This is a genomic window from Bifidobacterium simiarum, from assembly GCF_002802905.1.
GTDB lineage: Bacteria > Actinomycetota > Actinomycetes > Actinomycetales > Bifidobacteriaceae > Galliscardovia > Galliscardovia simiarum.
Genome location: NZ_PEBK01000004.1, coordinates 104,115 through 124,317, shown reverse-complemented (window position 1 = coordinate 124,317; position 20,203 = coordinate 104,115). Strand labels below are relative to the sequence as shown.

General features: G+C 64.1%; 13 protein-coding genes, 2 tRNA genes and 2 pseudogenes. 13 read left to right on the top strand and 4 right to left on the bottom strand.

The window, feature by feature from the left end; translation table 11 throughout:
* Positions 1 to 22: 22 nt before the first annotated feature.
* Positions 23 to 1,531, bottom strand: coding sequence for an ATP-binding protein (locus tag CSQ87_RS05090; protein WP_133122349.1), 1,509 nt, complete (start codon positions 1,529 to 1,531; stop codon positions 23 to 25).
* A 593-nt stretch (positions 1,532 to 2,124) separates the two neighbouring features.
* On the opposite strand from CSQ87_RS05090, the gene CSQ87_RS05085 reads away from it, so the two are divergent.
* Positions 2,125 to 2,949: a PhzF family phenazine biosynthesis protein gene (locus tag CSQ87_RS05085; RefSeq protein WP_207761101.1), complete on the top strand. Its 825-nt coding sequence runs from the start codon at positions 2,125 to 2,127 to the stop codon at positions 2,947 to 2,949.
* 20 nt (positions 2,950 to 2,969) lie between these two features.
* Positions 2,970 to 3,157, top strand: a pseudogene (locus tag CSQ87_RS11125) (DUF488 domain-containing protein); the annotation flags it as partial.
* Here the strand turns inward: CSQ87_RS11125 and CSQ87_RS05075 are convergent.
* The gene (locus tag CSQ87_RS05075) at positions 3,138 to 4,376 is read right to left on the bottom strand and encodes a PDDEXK-like family protein (protein WP_100512800.1); all 1,239 of its coding nucleotides are present in this window, start codon (positions 4,374 to 4,376) and stop codon (positions 3,138 to 3,140) included. The pseudogene CSQ87_RS11125 and the gene CSQ87_RS05075 overlap by 20 nt on opposite strands.
* Positions 4,377 to 4,920: 544 nt before the next feature.
* Here CSQ87_RS05075 and CSQ87_RS05070 point away from each other — a divergent pair.
* The 11 genes and pseudogenes from CSQ87_RS05070 (at position 4,921) to CSQ87_RS05020 (ending at position 16,309) form a co-directional block, all read left to right on the top strand.
* Positions 4,921 to 5,002, top strand: a tRNA-Tyr gene (locus CSQ87_RS05070).
* 1 nt (position 5,003) lies between these two features.
* A tRNA-Thr gene (locus tag CSQ87_RS05065) sits at positions 5,004 to 5,075 on the top strand.
* 181 nt (positions 5,076 to 5,256) lie between these two features.
* The gene (locus tag CSQ87_RS05060; RefSeq protein ID WP_100512799.1) at positions 5,257 to 6,204 is read left to right on the top strand and encodes a class I SAM-dependent methyltransferase; all 948 of its coding nucleotides are present in this window, start codon (positions 5,257 to 5,259) and stop codon (positions 6,202 to 6,204) included.
* A gap of 133 nt (positions 6,205 to 6,337) precedes the next feature.
* Positions 6,338 to 6,817, top strand: coding sequence for a cupin domain-containing protein (locus tag CSQ87_RS05055; protein ID WP_240541775.1), 480 nt, complete (start codon positions 6,338 to 6,340; stop codon positions 6,815 to 6,817).
* Positions 6,818 to 6,916: 99 nt separating this feature from the next.
* Positions 6,917 to 7,324, top strand: coding sequence for a DUF1304 domain-containing protein (locus CSQ87_RS05050; RefSeq protein ID WP_100512798.1), 408 nt, complete (start codon positions 6,917 to 6,919; stop codon positions 7,322 to 7,324).
* Between the two features lie 150 nt (positions 7,325 to 7,474).
* Positions 7,475 to 9,052, top strand: coding sequence for a dolichyl-phosphate-mannose--protein mannosyltransferase (locus tag CSQ87_RS05045; protein ID WP_243388847.1), 1,578 nt, complete (start codon positions 7,475 to 7,477; stop codon positions 9,050 to 9,052).
* Positions 9,053 to 9,880: 828 nt separating this feature from the next.
* Positions 9,881 to 10,615, top strand: a pseudogene (locus CSQ87_RS05040) (NUDIX hydrolase); the annotation flags it as partial.
* Positions 10,616 to 10,955: 340 nt separating this feature from the next.
* A complete protein-coding gene (nadA, locus tag CSQ87_RS05035) occupies positions 10,956 to 12,242 on the top strand; it encodes a quinolinate synthase NadA (protein ID WP_100512795.1) in 1,287 nt (428 codons plus the stop codon).
* A complete protein-coding gene (locus tag CSQ87_RS05030; protein ID WP_100512794.1) occupies positions 12,239 to 14,005 on the top strand; it encodes an L-aspartate oxidase in 1,767 nt (588 codons plus the stop codon). The genes nadA and CSQ87_RS05030 overlap by 4 nt, the downstream gene beginning before the upstream one ends.
* Before the next feature lie 40 nt (positions 14,006 to 14,045).
* Complete coding sequence (locus CSQ87_RS05025) at positions 14,046 to 14,957, top strand: nicotinate-nucleotide diphosphorylase (RefSeq protein WP_100512793.1); 912 nt, start codon at positions 14,046 to 14,048, stop codon at positions 14,955 to 14,957.
* A gap of 11 nt (positions 14,958 to 14,968) precedes the next feature.
* The gene (locus tag CSQ87_RS05020) at positions 14,969 to 16,309 is read left to right on the top strand and encodes a cysteine desulfurase family protein (RefSeq protein WP_100512792.1); all 1,341 of its coding nucleotides are present in this window, start codon (positions 14,969 to 14,971) and stop codon (positions 16,307 to 16,309) included.
* Here the strand turns inward: CSQ87_RS05020 and yicI are convergent, their stop codons facing one another.
* Together yicI and CSQ87_RS05010 are read right to left on the bottom strand one after the other, a co-directional pair.
* Positions 16,310 to 18,718, bottom strand: coding sequence for an alpha-xylosidase (yicI, locus tag CSQ87_RS05015; RefSeq protein ID WP_100512791.1), 2,409 nt, complete (start codon positions 18,716 to 18,718; stop codon positions 16,310 to 16,312).
* A 321-nt stretch (positions 18,719 to 19,039) separates the two neighbouring features.
* Positions 19,040 to 20,086, bottom strand: coding sequence for a LacI family DNA-binding transcriptional regulator (locus tag CSQ87_RS05010; RefSeq protein WP_165776744.1), 1,047 nt, complete (start codon positions 20,084 to 20,086; stop codon positions 19,040 to 19,042).
* Positions 20,087 to 20,203: the final 117 nt, after the last annotated feature.

Sequence of the window (20,203 nt, the reverse complement as noted above, 5' to 3'; positions counted from 1 at the left end):
GTATGCAGCTCAGCCTCAGCTGTTACTCGGAAGCCACCAGCCGATACCGGCGCTTGGGACTGTACTTGGACCCGATGCCCTCGACGAGGTTCTCAGCCATCAAACCAGACAGGTAATCGCGGATGGTCTTAGAGGACACACCCGCCGCGTTGGCCAGTTCGGATGTGCTGGCGCTGTTCCGCTCTGCCAGATACGAGAGAATCGCCTGACGCATGTTGTCCCGTGAATAGGAAGGCCCCTCCTGCTCAGTCATTCTGCGATGCCCGAAGATGATGCGGAATTCACTCAACGTACTCACCGGCACCGGTGGATCCATGAGCGCATCGGCAAGAGAGCCTTCGATGATTGCGTATCCGGTTCCACGGTTCTCCACCACGCGACCGACCTGTCCGTCGATGTCCGTGTAGGGCACATCCTCCAGAATGCGCGAGAGGAACTGGTTCCGGGACTGGGTGCTGCCCTTTTTGCCCAGCGCGTCCACGGTCAATGGGCCGAACAGACCGCCGGGGTTGATGATCTCCAGACGATCCGGGTACAGCTCCACGCGCACCGGCGCCCCCTGCGCGTCCAGCGAGTAGTCACGGTGCATCAGGGCGTTCGCCACCGCCTCCCTGACCGCTGCGAGGGGATACTCCGGCACATCCTCGCGCAAAGCACCCTTGACCACAGCCCCATGCCTGATGTTGCGGGACACTGCGCGCAGCGCAGCAAGCAACATGACCGGGATGGGCCCATCAATGTTCCGCGAATCTACGAACCTACGACCTCCCGCCGCAACGTCGCCCTTCGCCGACGTGGGAAACGCCGAGAACACGATGTTCAATCGAGGGAAGAACTTCTGGGGGAAAGCCCCCAATGCCATCAGCCCCGCAATCGTGGGACGCAGCACATTCTGCGCGTCATAGGCCAGTACACGACGATTGACCATCAATTGTTCATCGCTCATGGACGCGGTGCCGCCGAACGATCCCCCTCGCTGGATATTCAGCCATCCGTTCAACAGCATCTGGTCCAAATCATTCACTGTGGCTTCGTCTACGATGGCGACATCGTTGCGGGCCATTCGGTACTGGTTCTCCATGAACCGGTCGATCTCGTACATCGTCATCTTGTAGTCACCGTCACCGGTGCGCAGATATGAGCCATTGGGCCTGCCGTCCTTGCGGATGTAGCAGGGCTTCTGACGCACGTCCAGTTCGGGGATATTGGCGACGACCACCGGCCTGCCGCCGTAGTGCAGTACGAGGATGTCGGCCATGATAGACGGACTGATGCGGTCACGAGCAGCTTGTGCAAGTTGACTCTGCAGCATCTTGACGTCCACATCCACCGAATCGAACGTCTTCTCGGAGATACCGAGAATGACCACGCCACCAGACGTATTGGCGAACGCCACCATGGAATCCACCACGGAAGACGGGAAGCCGCCTTTGGCGTCCTTGATCTCGTAGTCCGCCAGATCGGTGTTGGCCTCACGCATGGTATTCACTGCCACGGCCAAATCGTCGTCGGTAACGACCTTGGAAAACATGGGACCTCCCTGCACGTCGAAGAAGAACCTGGGAAACAACCTAGGAACACAAACCCATCAACTTCCTAGGTTCCACAGTAGACTTCCTAGGTTCCACGGTCAAGTTCCTAGGTATGTAGCGTAATGTGCGGGTATCTTGAAGCTTCACAAGCAATCCGAGAGAGGAAGCCGCAGGCCCCCCACTAGGTGCGCTTCCGCAATCGGCTGAGAGCGATACGCTGAATCTACGCTGAATTCAGCGTTGAATGACTATTCAGTGCAGAACTCAGCGAAGGCAATGCCACGGCACCGCGAAGGCCCGTCACGGCACCCCTGATGCAGGAACGAACTCCCCTGTTCGCATCGAATGAGCGCGAAGATGAGTCCGCGGAACCATCGAAACGCGAAACACCAGTCAGCAGTAGGAACGAGAGGGCGTGAAGGTTGGGGTCTCGTATCCTCCGCCATCAGGGGTTTCGGCAGTTCGCCGGAACCCCTTTTTCATGCTGTTTTCGGGGTTATAGACCAAAATGCGTGTTTGAAGGCCTATCGATGGCTGCCATCGGTCGCGCAATCACACGAGCCGAATCGATTCCGCGGGAAGGGAATGGACCATGGCTATCAAACAGTATGTGGTGGACGCGTTCACGGACAGGGTGTTCAGAGGCAACCCGGCGGCGGTGTGCCTACCGGAATCATGGCCCCCGGACGAACTGATGGCGGATATCGCGATGGAGAACCGGTTCTCCGAGACCGCGTTTGCGGTGCGCGAACCGGAAGGATGGCGCCTGCGCTGGTTCACGCCGGGCGGCGAGATCGACCTATGCGGGCACGCGACGCTCGCCACGGCGTACGTGATCCTGCGGTTCGTTGAGCCGGACGCCGATGTGGTGCGGTTCCGCACGATGAGCGGCGTGCTGACCGTGACCCGGCGTCGTGGCAGCGGGGACGGTGTCAACGACCACGCCGGCGACGTGTTCACGATGGATTTCCCCGCCTTCGATCTGAAGCCCACGCCGGTCACCGATGCGATGGAACTGGCGCTGGGCGCGCGCCCCATCGAGGCGTGGCTCGGCCGCGACCTGCTGTGCGTGATGCCCGACGAACAGACCGTGCGCAACCTCGATCCCGATCAGGAACTGCTCAAGGATCTGCCCGGCCTGCTGGCCAACGTCACGGCGGTCGGCGACGCGGATTCGGGCTTCGACTGCGTATCCCGCTCGTTCGCGCCGAAGCTCAACGTTCCCGAGGACCCGGTCTGCGGTTCCGGCCACTGCCACATCCTGCCGTACTGGAGCAAACGCCTCGGCAAACCCGCACTCACCGCATATCAGGCATCGGCGCGCGGCGGCGTCATCCACGCCACGGTCAGCAACGGCCGAGTCAGTCTCGGCGGCAGCGCGGCGCTGTTCTCCACCGGCACCATCCTGCCCGACTGATGGCAGCAACAACGACGAACAGGCAGCGCGCCTCACTTGACCTGTGGATGAAGGACATCGCGCCATCGCCCGAACTGCGGAAATGGTTCGGACATGATCCGGTGCGCTCCTGTATGCAGCCAAGGATCCGCTGGTCAACCATACAGTCGTACTGCGCGACTACATGAACGGCGTCGAAGCCGGCGAGGTCATCCGACGACAGGCATAGTCCCGAGCTCGGCAAGTGCTTTTTTCTCGAAGTCAAGCATACTGTTTATAGCCTTACGGAGTTTCTTCTTGATGGCCTCGACATCGATATCATCCGCATTAACCGTCTCAGTCTCGTCGATACGTGTGGGAATGGATTTGATCACGCGGTACCGATTGGCCGGGCTGATTTCGGGGTTCCGGGCCTTCGCCACTTTCCGAAGCGATTCCATCGCCTGAATGACATCCGATGGCTGACCGGAAGGTCCGAGTTCCAGCTTAATAGTCGGCTTCAGCAGGCTCGGATACACCCAATATTGATAGGTATCGCTGGCGGCCCCCCACGACCCTGCCCGAGAACGGTCATTATGCAGGTATTCGTCCATGGCAACAGTATGGAATGACAAATAGGCTCCAGTGGAGTCCATGGGCGCGCAGTCAGAGAAACCGCCGGAATCCTTATCCTCGTTCAGGACAGATAGGTAGATGCCACGAAGATAACCGGCGATTCCAGCCTGCCCCGCGCAACGTTCATTGACCAAGTCAGAAACTCCGCGGTACCTTCCGTACAGGTTTGACGCGAGCTCGTCCAGTTCGTCGTCTTCCATGATGCTCTCCTTCTTCAGCACCGAAATGTAGTCTTCTATGCAGATGCGCGCACGGTCATTGGCATACGGAATCAAGGATTCCATCACTCCGGCCAATGATGAATATGAGAACGGCAACCATGAGGAAGGATTCTCGCTCTGGTCATCTGCAGGTTCATAGCCGGCAGGAGTCAACAACACATATAGCCGGTAACGATAATCCCCATACATGTCTTCGACATACCGATGGTACTTATCAAGCTGTCGATCATGCAGACCAGAAAAAATCTTGTTTTCGACGCATACCACCAAACGATCGTCTCGAGTGCGAATGAGGAGGTCGATGTTCGATTCAGATTCACGAACGACTTTCAGGTCCGTCAAATCATCCGCAGCCAACGAGGCAAAGCCGCCGGCGGGATTCTCTTCGAAAAGCTCCGCAAGCAATCGCCGGATGAACAAATCACCCAACCCGTGCGGATTCGAGGGGTTCAACAACCATGCGAGAAAGGCTGAGTGCCGAATCTCTTCATGTCCCAGATTCACGGCTTCGAATACATTGGGACGATTCAGCCGAGAATCAAGCGCAAGAAAATCATCATCCGCAAGCATTCTCATCGCCTGCACTTCAATTGACGGTTGGTTATCCGACATACGCCACGCTTTCAACCTTAAATGAGCTGCCTTGCCTCTTTTGACTGGTTATAGTACTCGCAGGTTCGTGCTGATTCAAAGGAGAAGAGAGCTGGGATCGTATTCACGATACCGATGTGACCCACCTGTCCGACACCGGATTCGGCACGAAATCGATATGTCATGCGATACGGCGTTCCGTGCCGGAAAATCGGGGTACGGAACGTCGGAAAACCGTCATCTCCGTTTCCGTGACAACCGATTTGGCACGGAGCCACGTTTCGACGATACGTCGTATTCCGCGACCATCAGAAACGTTGAAATTGCAACGACCGCCGACTATGGGCCATGATGGGCACCGTCACGGAATGGCCTATGTCGTCTTTTTGCCATTCCGCGCCAGACCCTTCGCTCCGCACAACCCGCTCCGCACATATTTTGAGACGGGGTCTGTATAGAGAACAATCAGGGATCGATCGACTTGCGCGTCGCGCACCTCCGTGCCATGATGTTCAGGTTGCCTGAAGCGAGCGGGCAGGGCTTCGATCGCCGAGGGAAACAGACTGGCGGATTTCCCAAGCGGTCAAAGGGAGCTGACTGTAAATCAGCCGCTTCGTGCTTCAGTGGTTCGAATCCACTATCCGCCACGCCTCGATAGCTCAGTGGTAGAGCACTTCCTTGGTAAGGAAGAGGTCGTGAGTCCGATTCTCACTCGAGGCTCCCATACGTCTCATCTCATCCCCTATGCACCTCATCTCGTTGAGGTCTTCCCATCGAACTCACCCCGCCCGTCGCTGTGATTCCGTCGCTGTGATCCCATCGCTGTGATCCCGGTCACGATCGACATTTTCCTACGCAACACTCTTGTGCCGCATCACCGCCGTCGGTAGCATTTCGACCAATGACCGACAACAGCATCAACAGCCGCAACGGCCTCAAACCCAACGCCAATACTGACTCCAACGCCGGCACCAACACCGCCACCACCAATCCCAACGCAGCCCTGCCATTGCCGCAGTCCGATCGCGACCCCGCCCACCTGCAGGGGCACTGGCTGCTGGCCCGCATCGGCAAGCGCGTCCTGCGCCCCGGCGGCAGGAAACTCACCGAACGCATGCTCGCCCACACCGATCTCGCCGACCGTGACGTCGTCGAGTTCGCCCCCGGCCTCGGCCTGACCACCAGAGCGATTCTGGACCGGCGGCCGAAGAGCTACCGCGGCGTGGACCGCGATCCGCAGGTCGTGGACATCCTCACCAAACTCACCGAAAGCCAGACCGCCACAGCCCAGCCCACCACCGACCGCACCACCACCGACCAGACTCCCATCCCCGCAAGCTGCGTGCTGCGCGACGCCGCCGATACCGGTCTCGAATCGAACAGCGCCGACGCGGTGATCGGCGAGGCCATGCTCACCATGCAGTCCGACCGTGGCAAGCGGGCGATCATCGGCGAGGCATTCCGATTGCTGCGCGCCGGCGGCACCTATTCGATTCACGAGCTCGGTCTCAAGCCGGACGATCTGGACGAATCCGTCAAGGATGAGATCCGCAAGGCACTGGCCCGCAGCATCAAGGTGAACGCCCGTCCGCTCACCGAGGCCGAGTGGCGCGAACTGTTGGAATCGCAGGGATTCGAGGTGCTGTGGAGCGGTCAGGAACCGATGGCCCTGCTGGACATGCGCCGCAACCTCGCCGACGAGGGACCGGCCGGCGTGCTGCGCATCCTGCGTAATGTGCTGCGAAACAAGGATATTCGCGCCCGCGTGCTCGGCATGAAATCCACGTTCAACCGGTACCGCGACGAGCTCACCGGCATCGCCTTCGTCGTGCGCAAGCCGACGGCGTGACAACACAGAACATGCGACAAGACAGCGGGAACAAGCCAACGGATAATGGATGATGACCCTGGTGACCGCATCGACGCAGTCATCATCCACCCAACACCCCAGCCGAACAGATACGAACAGATAGGAGTCCGCCATGACCGACGAAACCACCCAGCACAGCAAGTGCCAGTGCCACGACAACCACGAAACCCACGACCCCCAGCACACCAACGACACCCACGACACCCAGCACTGCCAGCACGGCAAGTGCCAGTGCCGTCATGACGCCGAGGGCCATGCCATCTCGGTCGAACCGCATCTGAGCCATGTCGCCGATCTGGCCTCGCTGATCGACATCCAGGAGGAGGCCACGGTATCCCGCACGGTACTGCGGGAGGACGGTCTGCGCGCCGTGCTGTTCGCCTTTGACAAGGATCAGGCGTTGAGCGAGCACACCGCGGCCATGCCGGTGACGATTCAGGTGCTCGAAGGCCGACTGCGCATCGGCGGCGGCGACCGTACGGTCGAACTCACCGCCGGCGGCATCGTCTACCTGAGCGCGCGACTGCCCCACACCGTCTACGCGCTCGAACCGAGCAAGATGCTCCTGCAGATGTTCGACAATCGCGGCTGAACCGATCGCCCCCGATCGACCATCGACGATCGGCCGAATCCCGGCGGGGATGGCTGCTACCCTATGTGCGGTTATCCGCATACGGAAAGGAATCGACCGATGACACTGGCATCGATTACGCTGACCGCATCCTGCGTGTTCGCGATTCTCGCCGGACTGCTTCACGTCCTGATCTTCGTTCTGGAATCGTTCCGGTGGACCGATCCGAAGACGATGAAGACGTTCTCCATCCCCTCGGCCCGGGAAGCCGAGGCGACGAAGGAAATGGCCTACAATCAGGGCTTCTACAATCTGTTTCTCGGCATCATGGCGCTGGCGGGCGCGGCGCTCGTCCTGATCGGCACGACCACCGTCGGCGTGACGCTGATGGTCGCCGGCGCCGCGTCCATGTCGCTCGCCGCCATGGTGCTGTTCACCGGCAGCCCGGACAAGCGCGGCGCGGCCGTCAAGCAGTTCGCATGCCCGGCGATCGCCCTCGTCCTGCTGCTGATCTCCGCGGTACTGTGACGCAACAACCGTGACACAAAAACAGGGAGATATCTCCCGACTTTCGTGACCGGGCAATAGGCTGGAGACATGAACAGCAGCGCATCAGCAACCAGATCACACGGCGGACAGCCGGCGGCCCGGTCGGGGAAGCGGCTTCGCCTGCCCGAGATGAATCCCCGTCTGGCGGGATGGGTGTGGCCGATCCTGATGGCCGTGTTCGGCGGATTGCTGCGGTTCATCCGTCTGGGATCGCCGCGGGCCGTGGTGTTCGACGAAACGTATTACGTCAAGGACGCCTGGACGATGCTGCTGACCGGAGAGCCGCGGGACTGGCCGGAAGTGCTGAACGGCGTCAAGATCGACGAGTATTTCGCCAACGGCCAGCATCTCACCGACTGGCTGCAATCCGCGGAATACGTGGTGCATCCCCCGGTGGGCAAATGGTGCATCGCCGTGGGGCTCAAACTGTTCGGCGGTGCCGAGAACCCGTTCGCATGGCGGTTCTCCACCGCTTTGGTCGGCACCATCGCCATCGTCGTGCTCTGCCGGGTGATTCTGCGACTGTTCCGGTCCCTGCCGATGGCCCTAGTCGGCGGATTTCTGATGGCCATCGACGGCATGGCGATCACCTTGAGCCGTACGGCACTGCTCGACAACTTCATCATGCTGTTCGCCCTGTCCGCCCTGCTGTGCCTGCTGGGACACCGGGACTGGGCGCGGAAGCGACTGCGGGAGGCCTATGATCGCGCGGCGAGGCAGCGCCATGCCAAATGGATTCCGGTCGCCGACCGTCAGGGGCATCTGAAGCTCCAGCTCGACGCCACCGGACCGATCATCGCGTTCTCATGGTGGCGTCTCGCCGCGGCCGTACTGCTGGGTCTGACCACCGGCGTGAAATGGTCGGGCGCCTACTTCTTCGCCGTATTCTGCGTGATCAGCGTGTTCTGGGACGCGTGGGAGCGGCGGCAGGCCGGTTTCCGCGGCTGGCTGGGCACCGGAATCTGGAAGGACGGTATCCTCGCCGCCCTGTATATGGTGCCCGTTTACATCGCCACGTATCTGGCCGGATGGATCAGCTGGTTCATCCACCCCGATTCCTACATGCATGACTGGGCGGCGAACCATCCCGGCGAGGGCATCACCTGGCTGCCGGAGTCGCTGCGATCGTTCGTGCAGTATCACGTACAGATGTGGCAGTTCCACACCACGCTCGACGCCCCGCACGACTACAAGGCCAATCCGCTGACCTGGCCGATCCAGCAGCGGCCGACCAGCTTCTACTGGTACGAATTCCCCGACGACCAGCATCCCGGACTGTGCGCGCTGGCGCCGAACTCCAAATGCATTTCGGCGGTCACCTCGCTGGGCAATCCGCTGATCTGGTGGATCGGGTCGGCATGCGTGATCGTCGGCGTAATCATCGCCGTGGCGGTGAAGCGCGGCGACTGGAGGATCTGGGCGGTGCTCGCCGGATTCCTCGGCGGATGGCTGCCCTGGGCGCAGTACCTCAACCGCACCACGTTCACGTTCTACGCCATCGCGATCCTGCCATGGGTAATCCTCGGATTCGTCTACGTGGCGGACTGGCTGCACCGCACCCTGAACGCCTTCACGTTCTGGTGGATCATGGGCGGCGTGCTATTCGTCATCACCGTGATCTCCGTGTTCTTCTACCCGATCTGGACCGCCATGCCCGTGCCGTATGAGTTTTGGCTGTCGCATATGTGGTTTGACAGCTGGATCTAACCGCAGCTGTCGAACCACATATGCGACCGTCGGAGCCTGTAAAGGCTCCTCCCCTCGGCTACCGACAGTCCACCGGACTGTCGCCTTCACGCCTCGGCATCGTGATTCGACAGCTGGATTTAGCCCCCATCTGTCAAGCCACATATGCGACCGTCGGAGCCTGCACAGGCTCCTCCCCTCGGCTACCGACGGACGCGGCGACGCCAATTGGCCCCTCATCAGTCGGCCTACGCCGACAGCTTCCCCCAGAGGGGGAAGCCTGAAGTCAGCGAAGCACATCACTCGACCACCCTCAGTCCGCCTCCGGCGTCCAGCTCCCGCCGGCGGGCGCAAAATTCGCTGATCGGATGAGACGACGGGAGTCTCGCCCCCGCCGGCGGGGGCTGTCGAGCGGACGCGAGACTGGGGGGTGGTCAAATTCCATCACCGTTCGCCCACTTTCAATCCACCTACGGTAGTCAGCCCCCGAGGTATGTCTAAGGATTACTCATCCCTCCCTTCACTTGGCGAAACCGTTCATGAAGAGGGGATTTTCGGGGTCCTCGTGAACGGGTTGGCCAATCAAGGTCGTTGGCGAACGGATCGGCCAACCAATAGTGATCGATTCGGCCAAGGAACAGCACACGCCGCTTGACCACCCCCAGTCTGCCTACGCAGCCAGCCCCCGCCAGCGGGGGCATGTTGTAAGAACCAATCATTCCCCTGCTCGACCGAACAACACTCGGATTGTTTTTAGTCATTTTGACTATAAGTGCTATGCTCAGTGCGACATCGAGATCCGGGGCGTCATCCAGCCCCGAAACCCTCGACCTCGGCAAGGAGCACGGCATGAACATGGGCAACGTTTCGGAGCGGCGAGCGCAGCCGCCTGCCATCGGCGTTTCGGTGGTGATCCTGGCGCTCGGCCCGGCCGCCGGCGTAGCCCCAGCAGTCGGCACAGGTCCCACAGTCGGCACAGACCCCACCGCCAACAATTCCGCCACCGCCAACGCCAAGAAGAACACCCTGTGGATCCCGCTGGTCCGCCGCGTCCGTCAGCCGTTCCTCGGCGACTGGGCGCTGCCGGGCGGCGGTCTGCGCGCCGATCATTCGCTGGAGCAGGCGGCCTACGCGGCGCTGGAATCCACCACCGATCTGCACCCGCGCTATCTCGAGCAGCTCTACACCTTCGGCGACCCCTCCCGTTCGCACGGCGGTCTGCCGATGGTGTCGATCGTCTACTGGGCGCTGGTCGGCCAGGCCGAGACCAAGGACTTCGCCGAGGCCGACAACGTGCGCTGGTTCCCCGAGGACGATCTGCCCACGCTGGCCTTCGACCACCGCACGATCATCGACTACGCGCTGTGGCGTCTGCGCAACAAGATCGAATACCCGGACGTGGCCACCAAGCTCGTAGGCGACGAGTTCACGCTCGCCCAGCTGCACGGCGTGTACGAGGCCATCACCGAGCAGCCGATCGATCTGGCGAACTTCCGCCGGAAGATGCTCGCCTCCGGACAGCTCGAGCCGACCGGCCGCAAACGCCGCGAGGGACGTCACCGTCCCGCGGCCACATACCGGTACGCACCCGACACCACCGGTTCCGACACCACCGCGGCCGATGCCAAACACAGCGACTGGCCACCGTTCGCCAGACGCCGCGAATCGTTCCAGCCGACCGGTGACGGCCACTCCCCCGGCTCCGGCAATCCCAGTGACCGTCCGGATCGCCCCGATCACAACGCAGCACTTGCGGCATTGATCCCGTCCCGATGACCCCGGATCACCCGGCACGGCCCAACAGGCCCGGCACGCCAACCCGGCACGGACCCACCAAACCCGGCCCCCACAGTCACCGACCAGACCAACACCGCCAAAACACACGTCAACAATCGTCAACGCACAACCCCCGAAAGGACACATCATGACCGCAGCATTCACCGCACCGTCGGTCGACGAGATCATCGCCAAACTCGGCGCGACCAGTACCTGCGACGCGGGCCTGACCCAGGACCCGTGGCATTTCGACACCCCCACCGTCAAGCCCGGCTACGGCCCCGGCGCCAACGCACTGAACCTGATCCCGAAGAACGCGCCCCGCCAGCAGATGCTGCCCGAGGAGTACCGAACCGCCTCCGACGACGAGCTACAGGAGCGCATCCGCGACGCCAAGGCCCGTCTCGGCAGCAAGCTGCTGATCCTCGGCCACTTCTACCAACGCGACGAGATCATCGTGCACGCCGATTTCGTCGGCGACTCGTTCCAGCTGGCCAAGAACGCCACGCAGTGCCCGGACGCCGAGCACATCGTGTTCTGCGGCGTGCATTTCATGGCCGAAACCGCCGACATCCTCTCCACGCCCGAGCAGAGCGTGACCCTGCCGAACCTGTCCGCCGGCTGCTCGATGGCCGACATGGCGAACATCGATCAGGTCGAGGACTGCTGGGAGCAGCTCGCCGACATCTGCGGCCGCACCCCCGACGCCGACGGCCGTCAGCAGATCATCCCCGTCACCTACATGAACTCCTCCGCCGCGCTCAAGGCGTTCTGCGGCCGCAACGGCGGCATCGTGTGCACGTCGTCGAACGCACACGCCGTGCTGGAATGGGCGTTCGCCCGCGGCAAGCGCGTCCTGTTCTTCCCCGACCAGCATCTGGGCCGCAACACCGCCCGCGCGATGGGCATCCCGCTGAGCGAAATGCCGTTGTGGGATCCGTTCAAGCCGTGCGGCGGCGCCTCCGATCCGGCCGACTACGCGAAGGCGAAGATGATCCTGTGGAAAGGCTTCTGCTCCGTGCACCAGCGCTTCACGGTCGATCAGATCGAACGCGCCCGCAAGGCCTACCCCGGCGTGAAGGTGATCGTGCACCCGGAGTGCTCGATGCAGACCGTGGACGCGGCCGACGGCGTGGGCTCCACCGCGTACATCGTCAAGGAGATCGCGAACGCCCCGGCCGGTTCGGCCATCGCCGTGGGCACCGAGATCAATCTGGTGAACCGCCTCGCCGCGCAGTACCCGGACAAGACCGTGTTCTGCCTCGACCCGGTGGTCTGCCCCTGCTCCACGATGTACCGCATCCACCCGGCGTATCTGGCGTGGGCGCTGGAGAACATCGAGCGGGGCAACATCGTCAACCGCATCACCGTGGACGACGACACCGCCCGCGACGCCCGCGTGGCGCTGGAACGCATGCTGGAGGTGCACCCGTGATCGTCATCATCGGATCGGGCGCGGCGGGACTGTCCGCGGCACTGGCCGCCGCCGGGGATCTGCGCATCGGCAGCGAGGGACTGGCCGGATCGGGCGCGGCCGGCCCGGATTCGCTGCCCAGCGGACCGAAGGTGGACGACGTGCTGCTGGTCACCAAGACCGCGTTCATGGAGTCGAACACGTATCACGCGCAGGGAGGCATCGCCGCCGCGATCTTCGACGACGACGGCCCCGACCTGCATGCGCAGGACACCCTGGCCGCGGGAGACGGCCTGTGCGATCCGAAGGCCGTGTCGATTCTCACGCAGGAGGGCGCGAGCCGCGTACGCGAGTTCGCCAACGCCGGCGTGCGGTTCGACCGCGGTCAGGACGGGCACATCCTGCGCGGTCTCGAGGCCGCGCACTCCCGGGCCCGCGTGGTCCATGCGGGCGGCGACGCCACCGGCAAGGTGCTGGAGATCGACGTGGCCGAGATGGTGCGGGAGAATCCGCGCATCACGGTGATGGAGCACGCGTTCCTCAAGGACATCGTGCTGCGGGACGGCCGCGTGGCCGGCGTGCGGCTGCTGGTGAACGACGACGCGGGCAACGAAGCCAACACCGACAGCAACACCGCCAACGCAGACGCCAACGCCGCCGAATCCACGCAACCCACCGAACGGGTGATCGAGGCGACGAAGGTGATCCTCGCCACCGGTGGCGCCGGACGCCTCTACCCATATACCACGAACCCCGCGGTCGCGACCGGTGACGGACTGGCCGCCGCACTGCGCGCCGGCGCCGAGGTGGCCGACCTGGAGTTCTACCAGTTCCATCCCACCGCGCTGGCCGTCGGCGAGCATTTCCTCGTCTCCGAGGCGGTGCGCGGCGAGGGCGCGGTGCTGCTCGACGAGCACGGCGAGCGCTACATGACGAAGGTGGATCCGCGCGCCGAACTGGCCCCGCGCGACGTGGTGGCCCGCGCCAACTTCCGGACCATGCAGGCGCAGGGCGGCCGGCCGGTGATGCTGGACGTGTCGCCGATGCGCCGCGAGCACCCCGATCTGGCGACCTTCCTCGCCCACCGCTTCCCCACGATCGACGCCTACACCCGTTCGCTCGGCTTCGACTGGAGCAAGGAGCCGATCCCCGTGGCCCCGGCCGCGCACTACTGGATGGGCGGCATCCGCACCGATCTGTTCGGCCGTACCAGCATTCCCGGCCTGTATGCGGCGGGCGAGTGCGCGCGGACCGGCGTGCAGGGCGCGAACCGTCTGGCCTCGAACTCGCTGCTCGAGGGTCTGGTCTACGGACGCCGTGCGGGACTGGCCGCCGTGCGCGACGATCTGACCCGCGGATGGGCGTTCGCCCCCGAACCGTTCCGCAACAGCGCGATCCCCGGCATGCCGGTGTGCCAGCAGCCGATGACGCTGCAGACCCCGACCGTTCGCGAAGGGGACACGGCCACGCCGTGGGATCGGGACGCCATCGAACGGATGATGTGGAAGGGCGTCGGCCTGATCCGCGACGACGGCACGCTCGACGCCACCGTGCGCGACCTCGCCGAAGGATTGGCCGCGGCGAATCTTGCGGAATCGCGGCGCCGGGATCGCGGTGACGTCGCCGACGTGACCACGCTGGAGAACCGCAATCTGCTCGCCATCGGATACGTGCAGGCCGTGGCGGCGATCAACCGCTGCGAGTCCCGCGGCGCGCATACGCGCTCGGATTTCCCGCAGATCAACCCGAGTCTCGCGCATTCCGTGGCCTACCGACTGCAGTAGCGGCAGCCCGGCGGAATAGTCGAAAGGACCATAACCAGCAATGCTTACCAACCAGGTGATCCGGCGGGCCGTCGAGGCCGCGCTTGAGGAGGACGCCCCGTACGGGGACGTCACCGTGGAGACCACGATTCCGGCCGACGAGACCGGCACGGCACGGCTCGTCGCCCGCGAAACCGGCGTGATGAGCGGCATCGGCGTGTTCGCCGCCGCATTCGCCGCGCTCAACCCCGATATCACCGTCACCGCCCACATCAAGGACAGCGACCGGTTCGAGGCCGGGCAGACGCTCGCCGAAGCGTCCGGCCCGATGCGCGACCTGCTGACGGCCGAGCGCGTGGCCCTGAACTTCACGCAGCGCATGTGCGGCATCGCCACGATGACCGCCGCGTTCGTGGCCGAGGTGAATCGGATCTACGACGCCGGTCACGACGACGCCGGCGACCCCGACACCGGTACCGTCATCACGCCCCGCACCTTCCCGCGCACCCGGATCGTGGACACCCGCAAGACCACGCCGGGCCTGCGACCGTTCGAGAAGTACGCGGTGACCTGCGGCGGCGGCCGCAACCACCGGTACGGGCTTTCCGACGCGGTGATGGTGAAGGACAATCATCTCGCCGCGCTGGCCAAGGAGGGGCTGGACATGGCCGGCGCGATCCGGCATATCCGCGATCAGGTCGGGCACACCACGCATATCGAGGTGGAGGTCGATCGGCTCGACCAGATTCCCGCGGCCCTCGACGGCGGCGCGGACACGATCATGCTCGACAACTTCTCGCTGGACGACACCGCCCGTGGCGTGCAGCTCATCGACGGCCGGGCGATCGTGGAGGCGAGCGGCAACATGACCCTCGACCGCGTGGCCGCCGTGGCCGCGACCGGCGTGGACGTGATCTCCGTCGGGGCGCTCACGCACAGCGTACGCAGCATCGATCTGGGATTGGACATCTGAGGAGGATCGGCATGGACGACGAGCTGTATCTCGACGCCGCGGCCACCGAACCGGTGAGCCATGAGGTCTTGCAGGCGATGATGCCGTTCCTCACCGACGCGTACGCGAATCCGGCGAGCGTGCATCAGCCAGGCAAAACCGCGGCCCGGGCGTTGGACGCGGCCCGGCATTCGTTCGCCGCCGATCTGGGGGCCCGTGCCGACGACGTGATCTTCACGTCCGGCGGCACGGAGGCCGACAATCTGGCCATCAAGGGTATTGCGCTGGCACGGCGCGCACTGATCGAACGGGCGATCACCGGACAGACAATCACCGAACGGGCAGTGACCGGACAAACAATGACCGACCGGACGGCAGCCGGATCGGCAGCAAACGATTGCGCGGCCACCCTGCCGCCGCGGATCATCATCTCCGCGATCGAACACCCGGCCGTGGCCCAGTCCGCCGACTGGATGGCGAAGTATTTCGGATTCGAGGTCGTCCGCATTCCGGTGGACGATCGGGCCCGCGTCGATCTCCAGGCACTGGAGGATCGTCTGTCGGAGGCCGATCTCCCCAACACCGACGATCATGACACCGCCGATCACGACCACACCGATCACGACCACACCGGCAGACCCGCGAACCGCACCGCGCTGGTATCGGTCATGCTGGCGAACAACGAGGTGGGCACCGTGCAGCCGGTGGCCGAGATCGCCCGCATCGCCCACGCCCACGGCGTGCCGGTGCACGTCGACGCCGTGCAGGCCGCCGGGCAGATCCCGATCCGCATGCACGAGTGGGATCTGGACGCGCTCAGCGTCTCCGGCCACAAGTTCGGCACCCCGAAGGGATTGGGCGCGCTGCTGGTGCGCGGACGCACGCCGATCGAACCGATACTGAGCGGCGGCGGTCAGGAACGGGGACTGCGCTCCGGTACGCAGAACGTGGCGGGCGCGGTGGCATTGGCCATCGGACTGCACGAGTCGGTCGCCCGTCTCACCAAACAGTACGACCGACTGGTCGCCTCACGAAACGAGCTGATCACGGCGATCACCCGGGCCGTACCACAGGCGAAACTGACCGGCGATCCGGACGACCGTCTGCCCGGCCACGCCTCGTTCATCTTCCCCGGAGTCACCGGCGAGGCGCTGCTGGTCGATCTCGACGCACGCGGCATTGCGTGCTCGTCCGGCTCGGCGTGCGCGATCGGCCGGCACGAGATCCCGCCGACCCTATTGGCGATGGGGGTGCCGGAGCCGGTCGCCAAATCCGCGTTGCGATTGACGTTCCGGCGTCCGCTCACCCCCGAGGAGATCCGGTTCACCGCGACCGCGATCCAGGATTCCTGCCGCAGCCTCGGATTGCGGTGATCACAGCGTGATCTTGCCGTCGGCGGCCTCGACGATCTCGCCGAAACCAAGACGGGCGCGGAACGGGCGGCCGTCGGAGCTGGAGACCTCGACGCCGTCGGCCGTGCGGCGGGCCGAGAACGTCACCTTGTCGCCGGACTCGCTCTCCACCACGGCCTCGGCCGAATCCACGCCGTCGAGGAACACGGAGACCAGCGCGTCGCGACCGTACTCGTACTCCGGGGTCTCGGCGCCCGGACGGGTGACCAGCACGGAACCGTCGCGCACCCACAGCGGCAGGGTGTCGTAACCGTGGTTCTCCTTGCGCCACTGGCCGGCGCTCTCCACCTTCTCGCCGGTGAACCAGTTGGTCCACACGCCGGCGGGCAGGTAGTACTCCACGTCGCCGGAGTAGCTGAACACCGGGGCGACGAGCAGCGACGGACCGAACATGTACTGACGGTCGAGCGTACGGCAGGCCGGATCGTCCGGGAACTCGACGAACATCGAGCGCATGACCGGGGTGCCGGCGCGGTGCGGCTGCAGACCGGTCTCGTACAGGTACGGCATCAGCGACAGCTTGAGCTTGGTGAACTCGCGGGCCACGTCCACGGCGGTCTGGCCGGGAACCAGCTTCACGCCGTTCTTCTCATCGGCCTCGTCGAACAGCCACGGCACGCGGTACACGGTGGAGCCGTGCATACGGGAGTGCGAGCCGAGCAGACCGAACGCCACCCAGCGCTTGTACACAGCCGGATCCGGGAACGCGCCCTCGAAGCCGCCGATGTCGTGGCTCCAGAAGCCGAAGCCGGAGCTGGTGATCGACAGGCCCGCACGCAGGGTCTGGGCCATGCCGTTGAACGTGGACTCGCAGTCGCCGCCCCAGTGCACCGGATGCTGCTGGCCGCCGACCGTGGCGGAACGGGCGAACAGGCAGGCGCGGCCGACGCCGTGCACCTCCTCGATCGCCTCGAACACCGTCTGGTTGTACAGCTCGGTGTACCAGTTGTGCATCGACAGCTTCTCCGAACCGTCGAACCACACCACGTCACGCGGAATGCGCTCGCCGAAATCGGTCTTGATGGCGTCCACGCCCTGCTTCAGCAGCGTCTTCACCTTGTCCTTGAACCATGCGCGGGCATCCGGGTTGGTGAAGTCCACCAGACCCATGCCGGCCTGCCACATGTCGGTCTGCCACACCTCGCCGTTGGGCTTGCGCACGAGGTAGCCCTTCTCCTTGCCTTCGGCGAACATCTTGCCGCGCTGGCCGAGATACGGGTTGATCCACGCGCAGATGTGCAGGCCCTTGTCCTTGTGCAGACGCTCCAGCGTCGACTCGATGTCGCCGAAGAAACGCTTGTCCCACTCGAAGTCGGTCCACTGGAACTCGCGCATCCAGAAGCAGTCGTAGTGGAAGGCGCTGAGCGGGATGTCACGCTCGGCCATGCCGTCGATGAACGAGTTGATGGTCTTCTCGTCGTACTTCGTGGTGAACGAGGTGGTCAGCCACAGGCCGTAGCTCCACGCCGGCACGTTCGCCGGACGACCCACCAGCGCGGTGTAGCGGTTCAGGATCTCCTTGGGGGTCGGGCCGTAGATCACCAGGAAGTCGAGGGCCTCGCCCGGCACGGAGAACTGCACGGCGTCGGTGTTTTCGCTGCCGACCTCGAAGGAGACGTGGCCGCGGTTGTTCACCAGCACGCCGTAGCCGTTGGAGGTCATGTAGAACGGGATGTCCTTGTAGCCCTGCTCGGAGGCGGTGCCGCCGTCCTGGTTCCACACGTCGATGGTCTGACCGTTCTTCACATAGGTGCCGAAGCGCTCGCCGAAGCCGTAGACGGTCTCGCCCACGCCGAGCGAAAGCTGGATGGCGCTGAACACGTCGGACTCGTCGTAGGCGGAGCCGTCCTTGGAGACGCCGAATTCGCCGACCGGCTGGGTGGTGACGGCGGAGAGCTCGTCGAGCTGGAAGCGGCCGAGCGACTTGCCCTGGCTGGAGGTGAGGGTGCGGCCGTTCGCGCTGAACGTGAGGTTCCACGGGCTGCCCTTGACCACGGTGGCTTCGAGGTCGCCGGTCTTCAGGGTCACGCGGGCGCCGTCCTCGCCGACCTCGCCGTCGCCGTTGCCTTCGGTGGTGACGGACACGTAGTCGCGGTCGCCGGGCTTGTCGACGTTGAGCGGGAATCCGGGGGTGACGTCGGCGCCGAGCCAGTGGGCGGACTGCACGCGGACCACGCCTTCGGCGGGGGTGCTCACGCGCACTTCGAAGGTACCGAGGTTCAGGGTGTCGTTGCGGCCCTTCACCTCGCGGGTGGGGGCGAGCACGTCGAAGCTTTCGCCATCCGCGCCCACGCCCAGCGTGTAGGCCTGACGGGCGTACAGCGCCTCGACGTGCGGACGGTTCATCCAGTAGCCGTTGGTGAATTTCATGTCAGCCGCTCCTTTGCTGCTTGATCCTGCTGCGTGATCCTGTTGCGTGATCCGAGTACGTGTTCGGGTTCTTCGGCCGGGCCGTTCGACGATCGACATCGGGGGTGTCGCCGGGGCCGGCCGTGGTGCCTATGCCTGACACGGTAATCGAGGATCGTCAGGTCGCCCAGCTGGATTTCGACTGATTTCGACTGGCTGACGGTGAAGGCGGGTTCTGACCGCGGCCGCTGACCGTGTCTGCCGACTGCGGCTACCGACCGTGTCTGCCGACTGCAGTTGCCGACCGTATCTGCCAACTGTGTCTGCGGTCGGAGTCTGCGGTCAGAACCGGGCGGGCCCGACCGATCCGCGATCCAGATACGGGATCTCCATGCGTTCCACCGTGCCGAGCGGCACTCCCCCGCCGGCGAGAATGTCCATCATCATGTCCACCGCGCGGAAGCAGGTGCGCTCCGGCTGCAGGGGCAGCTCGTCGATCGGCACCGAAAGCCGGTCCGCGTCGCCGAGCATGGTCAGGGCCAGCACCGAGACGTCCCGCGGGATGCGCTTGCCCATCGAGGCGAGACGACCGATCAGCGCCTCCAGGAACATCAGATCGGACTGCACGATGATCGCGGTGGCGCTCGGCTGGGCGGAGAACGCCTTGTCGAGCAGGGAGACCATCACGCTCATCGGCCACGCGCCGGACGGGTCGAGCTCGTTCGGCGGGGCATAGCCCTTCAGGGTCATATCGTGCTTGCGCGCGTAATGCTGGAGGGATCCCAGCGAGCGCATCACGAAGTTCGATCGGCGGCGGTATTCGTCCGGGGCCGATCCGAAGAAGATGCATTCATGATGGCCGAGGTCGGCCAGACGGTCCACGGCCGTGCGGCACGCCCGCTCGAAGTCGAGGTCGACGCAGACGAGGTGATCGGTCTCCTTCGGCACGCCCACCGACACGTACGGCACCGACGACGAGGCGGCCGGACCGACGCGGTCGTCGTCCACCTCCACGTCGAGCAGCATCACGCCGTCGACCATGCCGGCGTCGATCACCTGTTCCAGACGGGTCTCGGCATGGGCATCCGACCCGGACAGCACGATCGCGTCGTAGTCGTGGGCGCGGGCGGCCTTGACCATCTGCATCAGGAAGCCCGCGTAGTTGCGTTCGGACGTGGTGGAGTGGATCGGGTCACTCACCGCCAGGAATCCGGTGCGGCGACCGGAGGAGACCACCGTGCCGGCGTGGTGGAAGTACCCCAGTTCGCGGGCGGCCCGCAGCACCTTCTGCCGCACCTCCGGGGAGATCCTCCGCTTGCCGCTCAGCGCATACGACACCGTGCTGATCGACACCCCGGCCCTGGCAGCCACGTCCTTGATCCCCGTCATCGGCACCTCCCCGATCGTCACCGTCCACCACCACCGTACCTCGTTTTCGAAAAATATCGAAACCGTTGAAATCCCAAGGTGTCTGGGGCTTCCGAACCGGCGAAATAATTTGACCGG

What these genes read in the sequence shown, in the direction of transcription:
- CSQ87_RS05090 (WP_133122349.1), bottom strand. Translation starts at nt 1,531, where the DNA reads ATGTTTTCCAAGGTCGTTACCGACGACGATTTGGCCGTGGCAGTGAAT.
- CSQ87_RS05085 (WP_207761101.1), top strand. Translation starts at nt 2,125, where the DNA reads ATGGCTATCAAACAGTATGTGGTGGACGCGTTCACGGACAGGGTGTTC.
- CSQ87_RS05075 (WP_100512800.1), bottom strand. Translation starts at nt 4,376, where the DNA reads ATGTCGGATAACCAACCGTCAATTGAAGTGCAGGCGATGAGAATGCTT.
- CSQ87_RS05060 (WP_100512799.1), top strand. Translation starts at nt 5,257, where the DNA reads ATGACCGACAACAGCATCAACAGCCGCAACGGCCTCAAACCCAACGCC.
- CSQ87_RS05055 (WP_240541775.1), top strand. Translation starts at nt 6,338, where the DNA reads ATGACCGACGAAACCACCCAGCACAGCAAGTGCCAGTGCCACGACAAC.
- CSQ87_RS05050 (WP_100512798.1), top strand. Translation starts at nt 6,917, where the DNA reads ATGACACTGGCATCGATTACGCTGACCGCATCCTGCGTGTTCGCGATT.
- CSQ87_RS05045 (WP_243388847.1), top strand. Translation starts at nt 7,475, where the DNA reads ATGAATCCCCGTCTGGCGGGATGGGTGTGGCCGATCCTGATGGCCGTG.
- nadA (WP_100512795.1), top strand. Translation starts at nt 10,956, where the DNA reads ATGACCGCAGCATTCACCGCACCGTCGGTCGACGAGATCATCGCCAAA.
- CSQ87_RS05025 (WP_100512793.1), top strand. Translation starts at nt 14,046, where the DNA reads ATGCTTACCAACCAGGTGATCCGGCGGGCCGTCGAGGCCGCGCTTGAG.
- CSQ87_RS05020 (WP_100512792.1), top strand. Translation starts at nt 14,969, where the DNA reads ATGGACGACGAGCTGTATCTCGACGCCGCGGCCACCGAACCGGTGAGC.
- yicI (WP_100512791.1), bottom strand. Translation starts at nt 18,718, where the DNA reads ATGAAATTCACCAACGGCTACTGGATGAACCGTCCGCACGTCGAGGCG.
- CSQ87_RS05010 (WP_165776744.1), bottom strand. Translation starts at nt 20,086, where the DNA reads ATGACGGGGATCAAGGACGTGGCTGCCAGGGCCGGGGTGTCGATCAGC.